At 58.4% G+C, this 18,432-nt stretch carries 11 protein-coding genes and 1 pseudogene; 4 read left to right on the plus strand and 8 right to left on the minus strand.

Annotated features, from left to right (window positions below; all coding sequences use genetic code 11):
* Positions 1–181: 181 nt before the first annotated feature.
* The 6 genes from AO388_RS13235 to bglX form a co-directional block, all read right to left on the minus strand.
* Positions 182–1,729 carry a J domain-containing protein gene (locus AO388_RS13235; protein ID WP_058416582.1) on the minus strand — a complete coding sequence of 516 codons (1,548 nt, stop codon included), beginning with the start codon at positions 1,727–1,729 and terminating at the stop codon, positions 182–184.
* Positions 1,726–3,420, minus strand: coding sequence for a molecular chaperone HscC (locus tag AO388_RS13240; RefSeq protein WP_044308891.1), 1,695 nt, complete (start codon positions 3,418–3,420; stop codon positions 1,726–1,728). The genes AO388_RS13235 and AO388_RS13240 overlap by 4 nt, the downstream gene beginning before the upstream one ends.
* A gap of 166 nt (positions 3,421–3,586) precedes the next feature.
* Positions 3,587–5,962, minus strand: coding sequence for a PAS domain-containing protein (locus AO388_RS13245; protein ID WP_072366703.1), 2,376 nt, complete (start codon positions 5,960–5,962; stop codon positions 3,587–3,589).
* A gap of 223 nt (positions 5,963–6,185) precedes the next feature.
* Positions 6,186–7,520, minus strand: a complete 1,335-nt coding sequence (locus AO388_RS13250) for a sigma-54-dependent transcriptional regulator (RefSeq protein WP_058416584.1) — start codon at positions 7,518–7,520, stop codon at positions 6,186–6,188.
* 6 nt (positions 7,521–7,526) lie between these two features.
* Positions 7,527–9,284 (minus strand): ATP-binding protein, encoded by a 1,758-nt coding sequence (locus tag AO388_RS13255; RefSeq protein WP_054082088.1) that lies wholly within the window; start codon positions 9,282–9,284, stop codon positions 7,527–7,529.
* 69 nt (positions 9,285–9,353) lie between these two features.
* A complete protein-coding gene (bglX, locus tag AO388_RS13260; RefSeq protein WP_054082089.1) occupies positions 9,354–11,651 on the minus strand; it encodes a beta-glucosidase BglX in 2,298 nt (765 codons plus the stop codon).
* A gap of 320 nt (positions 11,652–11,971) precedes the next feature.
* On the opposite strand from bglX, the gene AO388_RS13265 reads away from it, so the two are divergent.
* A complete protein-coding gene (locus tag AO388_RS13265; RefSeq protein ID WP_032609151.1) occupies positions 11,972–12,664 on the plus strand; it encodes a TPM domain-containing protein in 693 nt (230 codons plus the stop codon).
* 26 nt (positions 12,665–12,690) lie between these two features.
* Positions 12,691–13,308, plus strand: coding sequence for a TPM domain-containing protein (locus AO388_RS13270; protein ID WP_003431360.1), 618 nt, complete (start codon positions 12,691–12,693; stop codon positions 13,306–13,308).
* Positions 13,309–13,365: 57 nt separating this feature from the next.
* Here the strand turns inward: AO388_RS13270 and AO388_RS13275 are convergent, their stop codons facing one another.
* Together AO388_RS13275 and AO388_RS13280 are read right to left on the minus strand one after the other, a co-directional pair.
* Positions 13,366–14,382: an alpha-xenorhabdolysin family binary toxin subunit B gene (locus tag AO388_RS13275; RefSeq protein WP_042930194.1), complete on the minus strand. Its 1,017-nt coding sequence runs from the start codon at positions 14,380–14,382 to the stop codon at positions 13,366–13,368.
* Entirely contained in the window at positions 14,379–15,602 is a 1,224-nt protein-coding gene (locus tag AO388_RS13280; protein ID WP_058416585.1) for an alpha-xenorhabdolysin family binary toxin subunit A, read from the minus strand. Before AO388_RS13280 ends, AO388_RS13275 begins: the two co-directional genes overlap by 4 nt.
* Positions 15,603–15,898: 296 nt before the next feature.
* Here AO388_RS13280 and AO388_RS13285 point away from each other — a divergent pair, with 296 nt between their 5' ends.
* Both AO388_RS13285 and yiaY read left to right on the plus strand, forming a co-directional pair.
* Positions 15,899–17,119 (plus strand): class I SAM-dependent methyltransferase, encoded by a 1,221-nt coding sequence (locus AO388_RS13285; protein ID WP_054082092.1) that lies wholly within the window; start codon positions 15,899–15,901, stop codon positions 17,117–17,119.
* 141 nt (positions 17,120–17,260) lie between these two features.
* Positions 17,261–18,410, plus strand: a pseudogene (yiaY, locus tag AO388_RS13290) (L-threonine dehydrogenase).
* Positions 18,411–18,432: the final 22 nt, after the last annotated feature.

Here is an 18,432-nt window from a genome sequence, read left to right on the forward strand (position 1 = left end):
CATTGGGTGCCCTGCCTGTTACATAGCAGGAGCTGTGCCAGACCATGAGGGCTTGTTCTAGAGCCGTCGGGAATCTTTGATGAGCAAGAATCCGCTTATCTGCCCGGTTGAGGTAAGCGGATTCTTGCCGATGGGAGCGCTCGCAGCAGGGCGTTCTGGTCGATTGCCGACAGAAGACCGCTCAAGCGCTCAGTTTGGAGGAGAGCAACAGCGCCGCCATGACGATGCTCAGCGTGCCGATGATCACCATGATCGTGTGCCTTGCATAAAACTGCCGAATCCTTTGCCGGATAGGCGCTGTTTGAAACAGGTAGCGATAAGGCGACAGGGCGACCCACAGCACCGCCAGCACCAGATAAGCCAGAAGTGTCCGCGGGCCGTCGAGCACCTGGACAAGGCCCAGAAACAAAAAGGGGAGGCCATGCCGCAAGACCAGCGCCTGGGCACCGGGCCAGCTCAGCACCTTGGGCAGTAACTTGCTGCTCAGCCACGCATCGGCTGGCTCTGCCAGAACCATCAGCGGACGCCATACGCAGATGAAGATGAAGAAGCCGACGGTTGTCCAGAGCGGTGACAGGAATAGCACGAGGACCCGCGTTCCCGGATCGTACTCCACACCTTCAGGCGCCAGCGGGGGTGCCAGCAACGCCAGCAGAAACGCGCCTATGTAGACCCAGATGAGCGGCGTGAAGTCGCTCTGCTCACGCATGAGTTTCCAGGCGCTCAGGTCCGCTTCGGGGTAGCGCTTGAGGACGTCGGGGTAGTGAACGGTCAACTGCTCCTGAATATGCGCGCAGGCGTTCCACACCGAAGCGTCTTGCTTGACTGCGGTACGGATCCGCGCGGCCAGACGTGGCGGCTTGAACATCAAGTGCGCGGCCTTGCCTTCGGCAGTGCTTGGTTTGGCATCGAGCAGGCGTTGCAGATGCTCGGCATACTCCACTTCTTCGTATCGCTGGCGCAGCGCCTGCCAGAGGTCTTCGGGACCGGGGTGGAGGTTTTGCTGCAGGTTCCAGCCAAATACCGCGCGCGTCTGTTCCAGCAGGTCGGAGGTCACAGGATGGCTGGCAATCAGCAAGACCATGCACCTGCATTGCAAATGCTCGCGACGCTCCAGTTCTGTCAGCCAGGGCTGTTGTTCCAGCGCCCGAAGTTCTTCAATGAAGCGCGCATGCTGCCCGTTCTCGATGAGTGCGCTGAACGCTTCGAACGCCTCGCGCAATATCGCCTCTGCCAAGGCGTGCTGCTGGTAGCTGCTGATATGAATGCTTTGCCATACCGTCAGCCAGCGCAAATGCTGAAATGCAGCTTTGATCAACTCGACACGGCGCGCCGAGTCGTTCAGGCACTCCAGCAGCAACAGTTGTTGAAAGCGCTCCGCCTGTCCGTGCTCCATGGCGATCTGCTGTTGCTCGGGCAGATTCTGCGCAGTGGTCTGCCTGACCTGTTGAAGCCAGTCCATGCCATCGTGCTGCTCGATAACAGTCGTTGTCAGGAGGGGGGCAGGCGAGGGCTCAGGCAAAGGCTGGCGCAGCATGACGGGCGGGTCATCTTCGTCCGCGCGTGATCGTGCCAGCTGCAGCGCCTCTTCATAGGCATCACGCAGATTCTGGAAGGCTGCCGGGTCTTCATCAGGACGGTTGACCTTCAATAACCGGGCATATTGTCGTTTGATGCTGCGCTCGTCGGCATCGTTATTCAGCTCAAGTACGGACCAACAGTCGATCATCTTGCGCCCTGCTCGAACGTGTCGACTTCCTGTTTGAGTTGCTTGCGAATTTCGCTGATCTGCCGCTCGTCCTGTGTCTCCAGCACATGCTGAAACTGGCTGGTCCAGTGATCGATAAGTTCTCGATCGCTGCCCAGGCATTCCTGGTACAGGCGTTCAAGTCTGGCGATCAGGTGAGTGTTGGCCTGCTGTTCGCGTGGATGGACTTTGAGCGCTTCGAGTACCTGAAGGCGTTCCTGTATTTCATCAGGCGTCATCACGCCAGGGTTGTTTTCGATAACCAGCTTGTGACGTTCCCCGGTCAGCTGTGTCATCACATCGGCCTCCAGCAGGCCGTTGTTGTCATAGGTAAAGCGCACATCCAGCGCTACTTCGCCGGCCTTGGCTTTGGGGATCGGAATGATGAGCTCACCCAGCGCAATGTTGTCCTTGACCATGCGACTTTCGCCCTGAAAGATCCGCACCATGACGTGTTCCTGATCATCACTGACGGTCTGAACTGTTTTTACCCGGCTGACCGGTACGACGCTGTTGCGTTCGATAATGGGCAGGTAATGACCGCTTTCATAGCGATTGGCAATTTGCGCGATGGTCTCGATTCCCAGCGTGTAAGGGCATACGTCGGTGAGGACGATCTCCTCCAGCGCTGCGTCCCGCTGCTTGAGCGCCGCTTGCACCGCGGCGCCCTGTGCGACGATTTCATCAGGGTTGAGTGCGATGGAAGGGAAGCGCCCGAACAGGCTCGCGGCGAGCTTGCGGATCAGTGGCATCCGCGTTGTGCCGCCCACCAGCAGAATCTCATCCAGATCGGCGACGCGTATCCTCGCGTCTCGAAGCGCACGCTCTGCCGGAGCGCGCAGGCGGTTAAGCAGGGGCGCATAAAAATCGCTCATCTGCTCTTGAGTAATGGTCTTGCGCCATTCCCTCTCGGCGTGACGCAATACGAAGTCGGCACTTCCGTCCTGACCCAAAGCCCTGCGCACTCGCTCGGCTTCGCGCCGCAAGGCCGGGGCAATCAGCTCCGTTGACGGGAAGTCCGGCTCATCGCGGTGCAGGTTCACGAAGTGCTCGACCATGACCTGGTCGAAATCTTCACCCCCCAGAAAGTTGTCGCCCGCACTGGCACGCACTTCCATCACGCCGTCGAAGAGTTCGAGGATCGAGATGTCGAACGTACCGCCACCCAGATCGAAGACCAGAAACGAAGTTTCGCCTTCCTTCTGGTGAAGGCCATACGCGAGTGCCGCCGCTGTCGGCTCGTTGATGAGCTTCTCGACCTTGAGCCCCGCCAGCTCTCCGGCAATACGCGTGGCTTTACGTTGAGCGTCGCTGAAATAGGCCGGAACGCTGATCACCGCTTCCGTGACAGGCTCGCCAAACGCGCGCTCGACATCGGCTTTCAGGCTTTTGAGGACCAGCGAGGACAACTCTTCCGGGCGGTAAGTAGCAGAGCCCAGTCGAATTTCCTGGGCACTGCCCATGTAGCGTTTGAACAGGGCCGTGGTTTTTTCCGGGTGAGTCTGCAGTCGTTCGCGGGCCGCCTTGCCGACCAGAATCTGCCCGTCATCGTCCAGCCCGACAACGCTGGGGGTGAGAGTTTCACCCAGTGCGTTGGTCACCAGTTCACTGCTGCCGTCGCGCCATACAGCCACCAGGCTGTTGGTAGTCCCCAGATCAATACCAACGATCATCTCGAAAATGCTCCCTGCTCTAAGAGTGTTGCGATGTTTTGCGTGATTCTGAATCAAGGCAACCGGTGTTGTCTTGGTTTTATGCGTGGGAAGTGCCGGGGTTCACTCATGCGTATCAGGCATCAGTGAATCCGCTGGCATGATGGATTCAGACCAATTCACACCATCAGTGCTCGCCGGTACGACTCACGGCCTTGTGCAGAATCGCCGCCAGATCATCTTTGGAATAGGGTTTCTGCAGCAGGTCGAAGCGGTGTGTTTCGTCCTGAGCGATCGTCGCGAACTCGGTGCTGTACCCGGTGGTAAGAACCACCGGCATCCACGGATAGCGCGCTTCGATTTCGGCGTACAGCTCCAGTCCGCTCATGCCCGGCATGGCGATGTCCGAGAACACCACATGAAAGTTTTCCGGGTTACCGGAGAGCTCTTTCAGCGCCTCGGCGGCACTGCTCACCCAGAGCACCTGAAAGCCCAATTGCTCAAGCATCGGGCGTGTATAGGTGCCGATGTCCTGATTGTCCTCGACCATCAGCACGCACATCCCTGGCAATGGGGGGAGGATATGGTGATTATCTTCCTGGATCACTTCGTGACGTTGTGCGCTGGGCAGGCACAGCGTGAAGCGGCTGCCCTTGCCCAGCTCGCTTTCAACCAGAACTTCACCGCCCGACTGTTTGGCAAAACCGAATACCTGCGACAACCCCAGCCCCGTGCCCTGGCCGACACTCTTGGTGGTATAGAACGGTTCGAAGATCAGCCCCAGCTTCTCCTTGGCGATACCTGCGCCGGTATCGGTCAGCGATACCCTTACATAATCACCCTCACCGAGTGAAGCGGGCTGATCGTCGGCAGCACAGGCAGCGCAATCAACCTTTATGACCAACTTACCCGCGCCGGACATGGCATCGCGGGCGTTGACCACCATGTTGACCAGCGCCGTGTCGAACTGGCTGCCGTCGGCAAAGATGAAGCACGGCTCGGCAGGCAGGTCGATGCTGACCTGAATACGTGCGCCGGTAAGCGTGTCCATCATCTCGCCAATGCGCGCCACACTCTTGCAGACATCGAACACTTCCGGCTGCAAGGCCTGGCGGCGGGCAAACGCCAGCAACTGTCCGGTCAGGCGAGCAGCTCGGTCTACCGTGCTGGAAATGGCCTCGACATACTTAACGCGACGGGACTCTTCGAGGTTAGGCGATTTCAACAGGTCGCTGCAGGAGCGGATCACCGTCAACAGGTTATTGAAATCATGCGCCACGCCGCCGGTCAGTTGACCGATGGCTTCCAGCTTCTGCGCCTGGTGCAGGGCGTCCTGCGAAAGCCGCAACGCTTCATTGGCCTCTTCCTCGGCCTGAATGTCACGGCCGACGGCATGGATGAATTGTTTGTCCGGCACGGCAGTCCAGGAGATGGTCCGGTACGACCCGTCCAGATGGCGATAGCGGTTCTTGAAGTGAGGAATAGTGCGGCCGTTCTCCAGCCCGCTCATGGCGGCCAGCGTACTTTCCACGTCTTCAGGGTGCACCAGTGCCAGGAACTGGCTGTTGAGCAGTTGCTCTTCCGACCAGCCCAGAGCCTGATTCCAGGCCGGATTGACCGCCGAGACGATCCCGTCGAACTGCGCCACCAGCATCAGGTCGGTCGACAGCCGCCAGATACGATCACGGTCCTGGGTGCGTTCGATCACGCGCTGCTCGAGTGTCTCGTTGAGCGACAGCAACGCTTCTTCAGCGTCTCTGAGCTGGGTCATGTCTCGGGAAACACACAGAATCTTTTCCGGTTTGCCATCCTTGCCGAAAATCGGGCTGACCTGCACATGCCACCACTTGGTGGTACCGGCCATGGTCTGCGCCGAGCCGGTGAAGCTGGCGTTTTGACCCGATCTGGCCGCTTCGACCGCAGCGATGGCGTCCAGATTGCCCTGGTCCTGCCAGAAGTCGGGCCAGGGGCAGCCGCGAATCGCGTTGAAATCGCTGACTTCCATGATCCGCTGGCCGCCTTCGCTCATGAAGGTCAGGCGCGAGTCGAGGTCCAGCACCTTGATGCAGTCGTTGATGCTCGACAGCACACGGTCCGTGAACGCTTCGTTCTCCGACTGACGGGCTTCAGCCATGACCTGCGAAGTGGTTTCGTTGACCCGGCAGAATACCCCCTCGATCAGGCCGCTATCGCCGTACAGTGGAGAATAGGACAGCGACCACCAGGTCTGCTCGGGCTTGCCATTACGGACGATGGTGCGCTGAATATTGTCGGATCGGCGGCTTTGTCCGGCCAGCGCGTGCTCGGCGAGTGGCCGCACGGCGTCCCAGGCATCGCCCCACACCGAGGCAATGGGTTGGCCCTGCGCCTGTCGTGCCGCAATGGGCAGCACCTGAGAGTAAGCGTCATTGAAGAACAGAATGTAGTCAGGGCCCCAGAGCAGGTACATGCTATCCGGGCAACTGAGCATCAGGTTCATTGAAGACAGTAGCGCTGCGGGCCATGCTTGCTTCGGTCCAAGCGCGGACGTAGACCAGTCCGTCTCTCGGATAAACCGACCCATTTCGCCGCCTCCCAATGGGAGGTCGAGGGGAGTATTCACGGTAGAAAATGCCCCATCTTTCGGACTGTCAAAATGAGCTGAATAGCCAGGCGGGTATGATGTCATTATGCCTTGCCAGTATCCAGCCATCACGACCGCACATGGCCGTGACAGTATGCAGACCCGGCGCTGCGGGAAATGTTCGGTTATCGCCGGAACAAGCTGTACGGAATATGCGCAGCCCTCATTCGAGGAACGTTTCGCGTACCAGAGCATGGCGCTGCATCTTCTCGTTCAGCGTCCTTCGAGGCAGTTGCAATTCATTGAGCACCGCCTTGATGTCGCCTTTGTGACGGGCCAGCGAGGCGCGCAGGCATTGTGCTTCGAAGGCCTCCTGACGCGCCGCCAGCGAGTGCCCCGGCCATTGCGTATCAGGTTGCGGCAGGGCTTGCTCCAGCCCCAGGGCCTGGCGCTCGGCGGCATTGGCCAGCTCGCGCACGTTGCCTGGCCAGCCATGGCCGAGCAACTGACCTAGATGTGCGGCATCCAGCGCTGGCGCTTCCCGGCCTACACGCTCGGCGGCGGCGCGGGCGAAGTGGCTGAACAGTTGCGCGATGTCTTCAAGGCGCTCGCGCAGCGGCGGCAGGCGCAGCTCGGCAACGTTGAGGCGGTAGGCCAGGTCTTCGCGGAAGCGCCCGGCACGCGCTTCTTCGAGAAGATCAGGTTTGGTCGCCGCGATGATTCGCAGGTCGACGTCGATACTCTGATTCGAGCCCAGCCGCTCAAGGCGCTTGTCCTGTAGAACGCGCAGCAGCTTGACCTGTTGCGCCATCGGCATGCTCTCGATTTCATCAAGGAACACCGTGCCGCCGTGGGCATATTCCAGGCGACCGACGCGCTTGCCCTGTGCGCCGGTGAAGGCGCCGCTCTCGTGGCCGAACAGCTCGGCTTCGAACAGGTGCTCCGGGATGGCCGCGCAGTTGAGTGCGACAAAAGGTTTGGCGGCGCGCGGCCCAAAATCATGCAGGCAGCGAGCGACCAGCTCCTTGCCGCTGCCGGTCTCCCCGCGGATGATCACGTTGACCGGCAGTTGCGCCAGTTCCAGCACCTGGCGACGCAGGGTCTGCATACCGGGCGATACGCCGAGCAACGTGGCGTCCAGGCGGGTTCTGGCATCGGCCTGCTCATGCAGGCGGCGGTTTTCCAGCACCAGTTGGCGTTTCTCGAGGGCGCGCCGCAGGTTGCTGATCAGGTTTTCCGGGCTGAAGGGTTTTTCCAGAAAGTCATAGGCCCCTTCGCGCATCGCCTCCACAGCCATCGGCACGTCGCCATGGCCGGTCAGGAGGATGACTGGCAGGTCGCGGTCTGCGCCTTGCAGCCGGGTCAGCAACTCCAGGCCGCTCATGCCCGGCATGCGCACATCGGTCAGCACGACGCCGGGGAAGTGCTCCGGTATACGGTCCAGGCACTCTTCGGCGCGGGCGAAGACCTGCACCTCGAACCCCGACAGCGTCAGCCATTGCTCGACGGCTTGCCGAATGGGCGCCTCGTCGTCTACCACGATGACCGAATTCAACATGCCGGGTCAGGCCTCCAGAAAGTCATTGGGCAAGCTGAACCAGAACTCGGCGCCGTCCGCATGGTTTTGCGCCGTCAGTTGTCCGCCCAGTTCATGAATGATGGCGTACGACACAGCCAGGCCAAGGCCCAGGCCGTCGCCTACCGGTTTGGTGGTGAAGAACGGATCGAAAATGCTCGGCAGATCCTTCGCAGCGATCCCGCTTCCGTTGTCCCTGACGCTGAGCCGCCACTGGTTGTCGACGGCGTCGATACGCACTTCAAGGCGCCTGGAGCGGCACTCGCGCATGGCGTCCAGCGCATTGCGCAGCAGGTTTATCAGTACCTGTTCCAGGCGGATGGCGTCGCCGCGCACCCATGCCGGACGTGACACATGCAGAACGCAGTCGACGTGCTCCTCGCGCAGGCGCGGGTCGAGCAGCAACAAGGCCTGATCGACCACCGTGGCCAGGTCCAGCCGTTCGCGCAGTCCGCTGGGGCTCTTGCGTGCGAAGGTCTTCAGGTGGCTGGTCAAGGCGGCCATTCGTGTCAGTTGCTGATCGACGGGAACCAATGCTTTGCACGCTTCATCGATTCGGCCCTGATCGAGCAGCAGCCGCAGGGTCGCCAGTTGCATGCGCTGGGCGGTCAACGGCTGGTTGATTTCGTGGGCCAGCGCTGCCGACATCTGCCCCAGCGCCGCCAGTTTGGCCGACTGCACCAGACCGTCCTGCGCGGTTTGCAGATCACGCGTGCGTTCTTGCACCAGGCGCTCCAGTTCATCCCGGTTGCGCTCTCTCAGTCGCGCCAGTCGCCAGCGCTGATAGAGAAACAGACTCAGAAATACCAGCGCCAGCCAGATACCCGCGGCAGCCAGTCCTGCATTGCGAACGTCCTCACTGGCCGCGGGCGGCTTGCGCAGCAGATGCAGAGTCCAGTTCTCATCCGCAAGGGGCAGCGACTGCCAGAGATAATCCGTGGTGCCGTCCGGGCCTTCGACACGGCTCAAATGACTGTTTTCGCTGAAGCTGTCGAGGACCCGGCTGCGTAGCGGTGACAATACTTTCTTGTCGTACTGGCGGGTGCGCAACAGGCTGGCACGATCTTCCACCGAGATTGGCAGCAGCTCGCGATAGCGCCAGCCTGGTTGATTGGCGATGAACACGATGCCTTTCTCATCGCTGACCAGCAGCAGGTCCTCACCCTGATCCCACTCCTGCTCAAGGCTCGGGAACTCCAGCTTCACGACCATCGCCCCCATGAACCCGCCGGTATCGTTCAATACCGCACTGGACAGAAAGTACCCTGGAATTCCGGTGGTCACACCGACCGCATAGAAACGCCCGGTGCCCTTGGCGCGGGTTTGCAGGAAGTAGGGTCGAAAAGCGTAGTTGTGGCCGACATAGCTATTGGGCGTGCGCCAGTTGCTCGCGCCAATCGCCAGACCCTGCCGGTCGAGCAACTCCAGCGTCGACGAATGAGCCGCGCTGTTGATCTTTTCCAGCTTGAGGTTGAGGGCGTTTTGCACCTCCCCGGTCACCGGGCCGCTCAGCGCGGCACGAATTTCCGGGTCCAGCGCCAGAACGGAGGGCAGGGCGCGATAGCGCTCGATCAGGGTGTGCAGGGTATTGGCATACAGTGCCAGCTGTCCTTCGGCACGCGCGGCATCTTCCGACATGGCGTGACGCTGCGCCTGACGCATCGCGAGCCCGGCGCACAGGGCCGCACCGGCCAGGATCAGCAGCACGTACAGGGTAATGCGCCAGTAGCGATGCTTGAGCGTCATGTCGCAGCCTGATCGGACCCTATCGGCGCGTTCCCGAGCGAATGCTCACGAACGCGCCACGCGCAGGGTTTACAACAGATTGAAGGTCGCTTCTTTCACTGCTTGCGAGTCCAGACCGATCATGACCTTGAATTCGCCAGGTTCCGCCACGTGCTTGAGCTCGCTGTTGTAGAACTTCAGATCGTCTTCACTGAGGGTGAAGGTCACGACTTTTTCTTCTCCGGGCTCAAGCATTACCTTTTCGAAGTTCTTCAGTTCTTTTACCGGACGGCTGATCGACGCTGCCACGTCATGCAGATACAACTGCACAACGGTTGCACCGGCCACCTTGCCGGTATTCTTCACGGTCACGCTGGCAGTCACCTTGCCTTTGCGCGTCATGCTGGCGTCCGACAACTTGATGTCCGAGACGTCGAACTGGGTGTAGCTCAGGCCATAACCGAACGGAAACAGCGGGCCATTGGGCTCCTCGAAGTAGTGCGAGGTGTAGTTGCCTGGCTTGCCTTCGTGATACGGACGGCCGGTGTTCAGGTGCGCATAGTAGACCGGCAGTTGACCGATCGAGCGTGGAAACGACATGGCCAGCTTGCCCGACGGGTTGTAGTCGCCGAATAGCACATCAGCCACTGCGTTGCCGCCTTCGGTGCCCGGGAACCAGGTTTCGAGCATGGCGTCAGCCTGTTCCTGTTCGTCGACCAGAACCAGCGGACGGCCATTCATCAGCACCAGCACCAGTGGTTTGCCAGTGGCCTTGAGCGCCTTGATCAGGTCGCGCTGTTTGCCCGGAATGTCCAGGCTGCTGCGGCTGGCCGACTCATGCGACATGCCGCGCGACTCGCCGACCACGGCAACGATCACATCGGCCTGCTCGGCGACCTTGACCGCTTCGTCGATCATTTCCTGCGCCGGGCGCGGATCGACCTCTACTTCCTTCTCGATGAAGTTCAGGTAGTTGAGGACGTGTTCGTTGTCACTGACGTTGGCACCGCGCGCATAAACCAGCTTGGCCTTGTCGCCGACCGCGTTGGCCAGCCCTTCATACACCGTCACCGACTGGTTGGGACGACCCGCTGCCGACCAGCTGCCGAGCATGTCGAGGTGACTTTGTGCCAGTCCGCCAATCACTGCGATGGTGCCTTGTTTCTTCAGCGGCAGTGTCTCGTTCTGGTTTTTCAGCAGTACCAGTGTCTTGCGCGCCACATCGCGAGCTTCGGCACGGTGCAGGCGGTCATCGGAATAGGTATCGGCAGGATCATCGGTAGCGACGCCGATGCGGCCGTAAGGCGAGGCGAACAGACCCATGTCGTACTTGGCACCCAGCACTTCACGCACGGCGTTGTCGATTTCCTTCATGGAAACTTCGCCGTCTTTCACCAGGCCAGGCAATTGCTCGCCATAGGCCGCGTCGTTCATGCTCAGGTCGACGCCCGCCTTGATGGCCAGCTTGGCGGCCTCGCGGAAATCCTTGGCCACGCCGTGGTCGATCAGTTCCTTGAGCGCACCGTGGTCGCTGATGGTCACGCCCTTGAAGCCCCAGTCCTTGCGCAACAGGTCCTGCATCAGCCATTTGTTGGAGGTCGACGGCACGCCGTTGATCGAGTTGAGTGCGACCATGATGCCGCCGGCGCCGGCATCGATGCCGGCCTTGTAGGGCGGCAGGTAGTCCTGGTACATGCGCGTCATGCTCATGTCCACGGTGTTGTAGTCGCGTCCGCCTTCTACTGCGCCATACAGGGCGAAGTGTTTGACGGCAGCCATGATGCTGTCATTGGCTGCGACGTTCTTGCCCTGGAAGGACCTGACCATCACGTCGGAAATGCGTGACACCAGGTAAGTGTCTTCACCGAAGCCCTCGGAGCTGCGGCCCCAGCGAGGGTCGCGGGAAATATCCACCATGGGGGCGAAAGTCATGTCGATGCTGTCGGCACTGGCTTCTTTGGCCGAGACCCGGGCCATCAGTGCGATGGCGTCCATGTCCCAGCTGGCGGCCATGCCCAGGCTGATCGGGAAAATCGTGCGATGACCGTGAACCACGTCGTAGGCAAAGAACATCGGAATTTTCAGACGGCTTTTGGCGACTGCGGCTTCCTGCAGCGGACGATTTTCCGAACGGGTAATGGAGTTGAACGTTCCGCCGATTCTTCCGGCGGCAATTTCCTTGAGAATTTGCGGCTGTGGCATTTCCGAACTGATACTGATGAGTCGTAACTGACCGATCTTTTCGTCCAGAGTCATTTGTTTCATGAGTTTGCCGATGAAGGCATTCTTGGCTTGAAGCGTTGTATTGTCCGTGGCGGAAACGGTCTGGGCCATCACCGACTGACTGGCCATACCGACCAGCAAACCTAATAAACACAGCTTATTCATGAATGATTTCTCAAGGCTTTTGTCAGTAACTCGCGTTTAATGTCCGACAGCCAGTTTTTGGGTTATGGACCTTTGGCGTTATGGTTCGCACGGGATGCAAGGATAGTTGCTATCCGCTTCACTGTACGAAGTCTCCCCAAGGTGTGTACGAAAATGGCGGTTTGATTGATTTTTGTACAGACCCTGTCGATCAAATAGTGACCGCATCAGGTGTTGGCGGTGGATTATGCCGGGGAACTTGTGTTTTGGCTAAGGCGTGTCGTTTCAATGGATTCAAAAAAACACCGGAGGTCTGGATTTTGAAGTCTGTTTCACAGTGGATGTTATACGTGGTGATGCTGTTGGGAGGGGTATTGCGTGCCGAGGCAGAGCCAGAAGCACTGGTTTTTCCGCCGATGACCGGCAGTGTGGTGGATGCCGCACAAATGCTCGACAGCCAGACTACGGTTCGTCTGGCGAGACTTCTAAGCGCCCACGAAAAGGCGACCGGGGAGCGTGTGGTGGTGGTGACCCTCGCGGATCTGCAGGGCACGAGCATCGAAGAGTTCGGCGCTCGACTCGGGGACACCTGGGGCCTGGGGCTGCACGGCAAGGATGACAGTGTTCTGCTGGTGGTCTATCGCGACAAGCGCAAGGTGTTCATGGAGGTCGGTGGAGCGCTGAAGGATCGTCTCAATGACGCCCAGGCTTCTCTGATCATCGACATGCTGATGACTCCGGAGTTTGACGACAACCGGTTTGCCGTCGGTATAGAGCGCGGTACACGTGCGATCATCGCGGCACTGGGCGGGCAGATCCCCGATTACCCCGAGCCGACAGGTCAGATGTCCGAATATGACGAGCAGACCAATGACGACCAGGTCTGGCTGATCGGTATCGTGTTGACCCTCATCGTTCTGGGGATTGTAATCATCAGCGTCAGAAGGAGCGGCGTCACCCGCCCCTCACGTGAAAGAGCCGCTGATCGCAGTGGTGGACGTTTCGGCGGTGGCGGTGCTTCCGGTAACTGGTAGTTGATTGATTCGGGAATGAGGGAACCATGGCTTTACTGAACAAAGACGAGCAGCGGCAGGTTGCCGAAGCGATCGACCGCGTCGAACAGCGCACTGACGCCGAGCTGGTCACGGTGCTGGCCTCACGTGCCGACGACTACGCCTACATGCCGCTGATCTGGGCCGGGCTGATCGGCCTGCTGCTGCCGGGTACGGTCAATTACTGCTTTCAATGGCTGAGCGCTGACGAGTTGATGCTGGCGCAGATGAGCACGTTTATTATCGTGGCGCTGGCGTGCCGCATCCCGAAAGTATCCGCCTTGCTGGTGCCGGTCTCGGTCAGACGCTGGCGTGCCGGCAACCTCGCGCGTCGGCAGTTCCTCGAACAGAACCTGCACAAGACCCATGACGGCACCGGCATTCTGGTGTTTGTCAGCGAGGCCGAGCGTTATGTCGAAATTCTGGTCGACCATGGCATCGCCAGTCGTCTGCACGACGACACCTGGAAGGCGATGGTTGATGTGTTTACTCAGCAGGTTCGGGACGGGCAGATTCTGCAGGGATTTCTGGGTTGTATTCACGCCTGTGGCGAGTTGCTTGCCGATCACGTTCCTGTGACTCACGGCAGGAATGAGCTGCCCAATCGGCTGGTGGTGCTGGGGTAAGGCCAAAAGGCAGGTGTCGAGTTTATCGACACCTGCCTTTCTTGAAACCCGTGCGGGTCAGACGATACGCTTTACGTCGTAAAACGATTTTATGTAAGTCTGCAGTTGTTCGACCTGCTGGCTGATCAGCGTCGAAGTATCAACGGGCGACGTTATCTGATCCAGAAAATGGTAGAGCGATTGATAAACCTTTTTCGCCTCTTGTACCCAAAGCGCTTTGCTCTGCGCAACGCCTGCGAGCGCTGTCAACTCGTCGAGTTTTTCTTTGATTGCCTTTGCTTCCCGGGCAGCCGTGCGGGAATCGTCGAGCAGAGCGTTATAGCGCGACCTCAGTCGGTCGCGTTCTTCAATGAGGTCAAGGTATTTCAAGGCGCTGCTGACCTTGTCGAGTAATTTTCCGAGTCTGGCAATCCCGGCGTTGACCAACTCAAGTTCCGGCGATGTCATGTTGACCAGCTTGAGCTCCTCCGGAGTAGGCAGCATTTCCTTGAACACATCGGCAAGGTTGTATTTTTCAAATGTCGTGATCGTTGTATCAAGCAGGCGTCGGTCTGCAGCGATTAAAGCCATTGCGCTTTCCAGCGTGGCTGAGCGCTGGGTTATGCTGTCGATCTGTTGCTGGAGTGTTTCCAGCAAACGATTATTTTCCAGCGTCAGGTTGATCTGCGCCATATCATCGCTGTGTCCGGCAATCGCTTGAGCGCTGCGGCGCACCACGGCGGTGAGATTCGATACCTGCCGAATGCGCTGCCCGTTCAGCTGGCTGATCGCTTGTTGTTTCTGTTTGTCGCTGAGCCTTGTGTCGGCTTCAATCAGTTGTTGTTTCTGATCGATCGACTTCAGGTATACGTTATTCAGCTGTACGGTGACAGTGGCCAGTGCCTGGCTATAGACCTTGTCTGCACTTATCAAGGCGTCCTGAAGCGGCCGCATTTTTTCTTTCATGACCGGCAGAAAGTCCAGCTTCAGCGCGGTCACGTGCGCAAGAATATTCTGGCGGGCGGTTTTCATGACTTCAGTGTCAGGCGGGGTGAGGATCAACAGCTCACCCAGGGTTTCAGTGCTCATGATTATCGTCCTATTACAATGACGGGTTGCTGTTCGCGTTTAAACTGATCCAGCGCACTATTAAATATCTTCAATAGCTCAGTCGTTTTGCCTTTTATTTCCAGCCACGGCATGACAACGCCGTGAAACTGCATGGCGAAAATCAGCAGTGCCTGATCGTCTCTGATCGCCGCCAGTTCGTTTGCGGAACTGTCTACGTAGGCGGCCAACAGGGCCCAGAGGTCTTTCAGGTGAGTGGCGCCCTTATGAGCGTCCAACATGCGAATATACATATCATCAAACAGCAGTTGCAGGCTGCGCACGGCGGCTGCCAAGGGGATTTTTTCCTTGAGTATTTGAACTTTCTGGCTCTTGGACGCTACCATTCGATTTTTTTCCTTTCGGATTTTTTCCGCGTTGGCGCCAAAAATACCTCCGGTTATAGCGACCCCGATGGGGCCGCCGAAAACACCCCAGGCAATATTATTCAGTGTGTTTTTATACTCTTTGTTTTTCTGCTCGATTTCTCTCGTCAGCTGTTCGATATCTTGTTCCAGCTCCTTGATTTGCTGGTCCAGGTCCGAGCGCGTTGCCAGTTTTACCTTGTCATTGATGCCGGGAATGAGCTGGACGCTCAGGACGGTGCTGAACGTTTCGATGTGTTGCGCCAGCGTTTGCGCAGCGTGCTGATGGTTTTTTATTTGTGACGCGGTGTTCTTCAGAAATTCGGCCAGCGTGACACAGACCCTCTGATCAGTTTCACCCAGAGGTACCGGAGGCGTGTTGCGGACCTCTTCAATGGATAAATCGGCAACGGTCAGATCCAGCTGTCTGGCAAAATCCATCTTTTCAATGTAGTTGATGATCTGCTGACCCTGCCCCGAGAACTGTGCGGCAAACAGGTCAATGTTGGTTCCGGTGCGCTTGATGCCATTCTCGATCCCCGACCAGCTTTTGCCGTGACTGTTAATGGCCTTGTAGGTCTTCAGCATGTCTTCAGGCTCAAGCCCGGGAATGCCACTTTTGGTAAAACCCAATTGCTGTTCGACGCGAGCGAGTGACGTGGGGATATTAAGAGCGTGTCGTTCGTAACGCTTCAGGCTAAGAATGTCTTCCTTGGTTAGAACAAGGCCGGCGCTTCGGCCACCACTTTTTTCATCATCAAAGACAGCGTTCAGATACTCTAAGGGTTTCAAGGTAATCCGAGCGATGTTTTCGTTTTCCAACAGGGCTGCTTGACTCAACATAATGCACGTTCCTTGTGCGAGTTATTCCAGTAGAACAAAGGACTCTAGAAGTGTGTTCTGATTGTCTGTAATCAGCCAAGGCGACTATAAAGATGTTTGTATGCCGTGCAAGTAATGGCGCGTCGTTTTTGACAAGGATTACTTTACCATTTATGTGCGTTTCTTCAGGGCGTGTACGACCGCGCGAACAGTGTGTGTAGTCCCTGAAAAATAGGGGTGCCCATGACGCGCTGACGCGCCTAAAATGCCGGTCTGATTTTTCGAGTCCCGGACGGGACGCTTGAGGCACATTTTCAATGTCAGTCATTACCTCCACGTCACCCATCGCTGCGACTGATCATCGCGCGCAGTTCCTTGGCCTGCTGGAGACCAGTCTGTCGCAGAACTCGTTGATCAAGCTGGTCCTGGCCAAATACGTGGGCAGCGAGGCCGATCTGCAGCGCGTTATCATCAAGCCGCTGACCGTCAAGGAACAACCGTGCCTGAGCTTCGTGTATCGCTACAAGACTCGTGACATCACCAAGAATTTTTCGCTTGCTGAAGCAGTAGCTGTTATTGCCAGCCTGATCCCTGAATCGTTCAAGAACGCGCACCTGTTGTCGCTGACCGACGAGGTGCAGCTGGAATACAGCAAGAAGGGCAAGACCACGCTGTTCAAAAGCAAGGCGCAGCAGGAGCGTCAGGCCCCTTCAGCCGGACATGACCGCGAGAAGAAGCGCTACCTGGAACTGACCCGGCCGTTCCTGACCGACTTGGGTGTGACCAATCGCCAGCATGAGCTGATCCCGGCCATGTCGCGCAAGTGGAAGCAGATCAACAAGTTCATCGAAGTGTTTTCCCATGCCTTGAGCTCATCGCCACTCAAGCTCGATCAGCCGATCAAGGTCGCGGACTTTGGCTCAGGCAAGGGCTACCTGACCTTCGCCATTCACGATTACCTGTGCAATACCTTGCAGGCGCAAGGGCAAGTGACCGGCGTCGAGTTACGTGAGGACATGGTTACCTTGTGCAACAACGCTGCGGCGGGCCTTGAACATCCCGGCCTGACGTTCCAGCACGGTGATGTGCGTACTGTCGCGCCCAGCGCGCTGGATGTGATGATCGCGCTGCACGCCTGTGACATCGCGACCGATTACGCCATTCATATGGGCATTCGTTCCGGTGCCTCGATCATCATGTGCTCGCCGTGCTGCCACAAACAGATTCGTCTGCAGATCCAGAGTCCTGCCTTGTTGAAACCGATGCTGCAATACGGTCTGCACATGGGACAGCAGGCAGAGATGGTCACCGACAGCCTGCGCGCGCTGTTGCTGGAGGCATGCGGTTACGAAACCAAAGTCTTCGAGTTCATCTCGCTGGAGCACACCAACAAGAACAAGATGATCCTCGCGGTCAAGCGTGCCGAGCCGGTCGATCCGGCCCAGTTGCTGGCACGCATTCAGGAGCTCAAGACGTTCTATGGCATCAGCGAGCAGTGCCTTGAAACGCTCCTTGAGGCGGACGGTTTCATCGGCTGAAACAGCCACTCTGCGCCAGCAGACCGAAGAGTCTTCGACCAACGGTCTGCCAGTGGGCTGCTTCGTTGCTCCAGGTCAATGGTTGTACCTCGCGCAAGGCGGATGCTTGAGCTATCTCCAGGCATCCCACGAGGGTCCGTCATGATCAGCACTTTTTTCATCCCCGCTGTGAACATCATCGGCACTGGCTGCATTGATGAAGCCATGCTCGCCATACGCAACTACGGATTTCGCAAGGCCCTGATCGTCACGGATGTGGGCCTCGCCAAGGCAGGAGTGGCCAGTCAGGTCGCCGGGCTGCTGGTGGAGCAGGGCATCGACTCGGTCGTGTACGACGGTGCCCGCCCCAACCCGACCATCGCCAATGTCGAGAACGGCCTTGCCTTGTTGCAGGAGCGCCAGTGCGATTTCGTCATCTCGCTGGGCGGCGGCTCGCCCCACGACTGCGCAAAAGGCATTGCCCTGTGCGCGAGCAATGGAGGGCATATCAGCGACTATGAAGGCGTCGACCGTTCGGCAAAACCGCAGTTGCCACTGATTGCCATCAATACCACCGCCGGAACCGCAAGTGAAATGACCCGCTTCTGCATCATCACCGACGAAGCCCGGCACGTAAAAATGGCGATCATCGACCGCAACGTCACGCCGCTGCTGTCGGTGAATGACCCCGACATGATGGTCGCCATGCCCAAATCGCTGACCGCCGCCACCGGTATGGATGCTTTGACTCACGCAATCGAAGCCTATGTCTCCACGGCTGCCAACCCGATCACTGATGCCTGCGCGTTGCAGGCCATGGCGCTGATCGCCAACAATTTGCGCGACGCATTCAACAACGGGGCAAACATCACTGCTCGCGAGAACATGGCCTATGCCCAGTTCCTGGCCGGCATGGCGTTCAATAACGCCTCACTGGGCTACGTGCATGCCATGGCGCACCAGCTGGGCGGCTTTTATGATTTGCCTCACGGTGTGTGCAACGCGGTACTGCTGCCACATGTGCAGCGCTTCAACGCCCAGCGTCAGCGCTGCACGCCTGACCGACGTTGCACACGCCATGGGCAGCAATATCCGTGGGCTCTCTCCGGAAGAAGGCGCCCAGGCGGCCATCGACGCCATTCGTGCATTGTCAGCTGCCGTGGAAATCCCGGCAGGCCTTGCTACGCTGGGCGTCAAGGAAGAAGACTTCCCGATGCTGGCCACCAATGCCCTGAAAGATGCCTGTGGCCTGACCAATCCGCGTCCTGCCGATCTTGAGCAGATTCAGGATATATTTCGCCAGGCACTTTAATTCTTTCTGCAAAAAGGCTCGC

The sequence above is a fragment of the Pseudomonas sp. ICMP 10191 genome (assembly GCF_001467335.1).
GTDB lineage: Bacteria > Pseudomonadota > Gammaproteobacteria > Pseudomonadales > Pseudomonadaceae > Aquipseudomonas > Aquipseudomonas cerasi.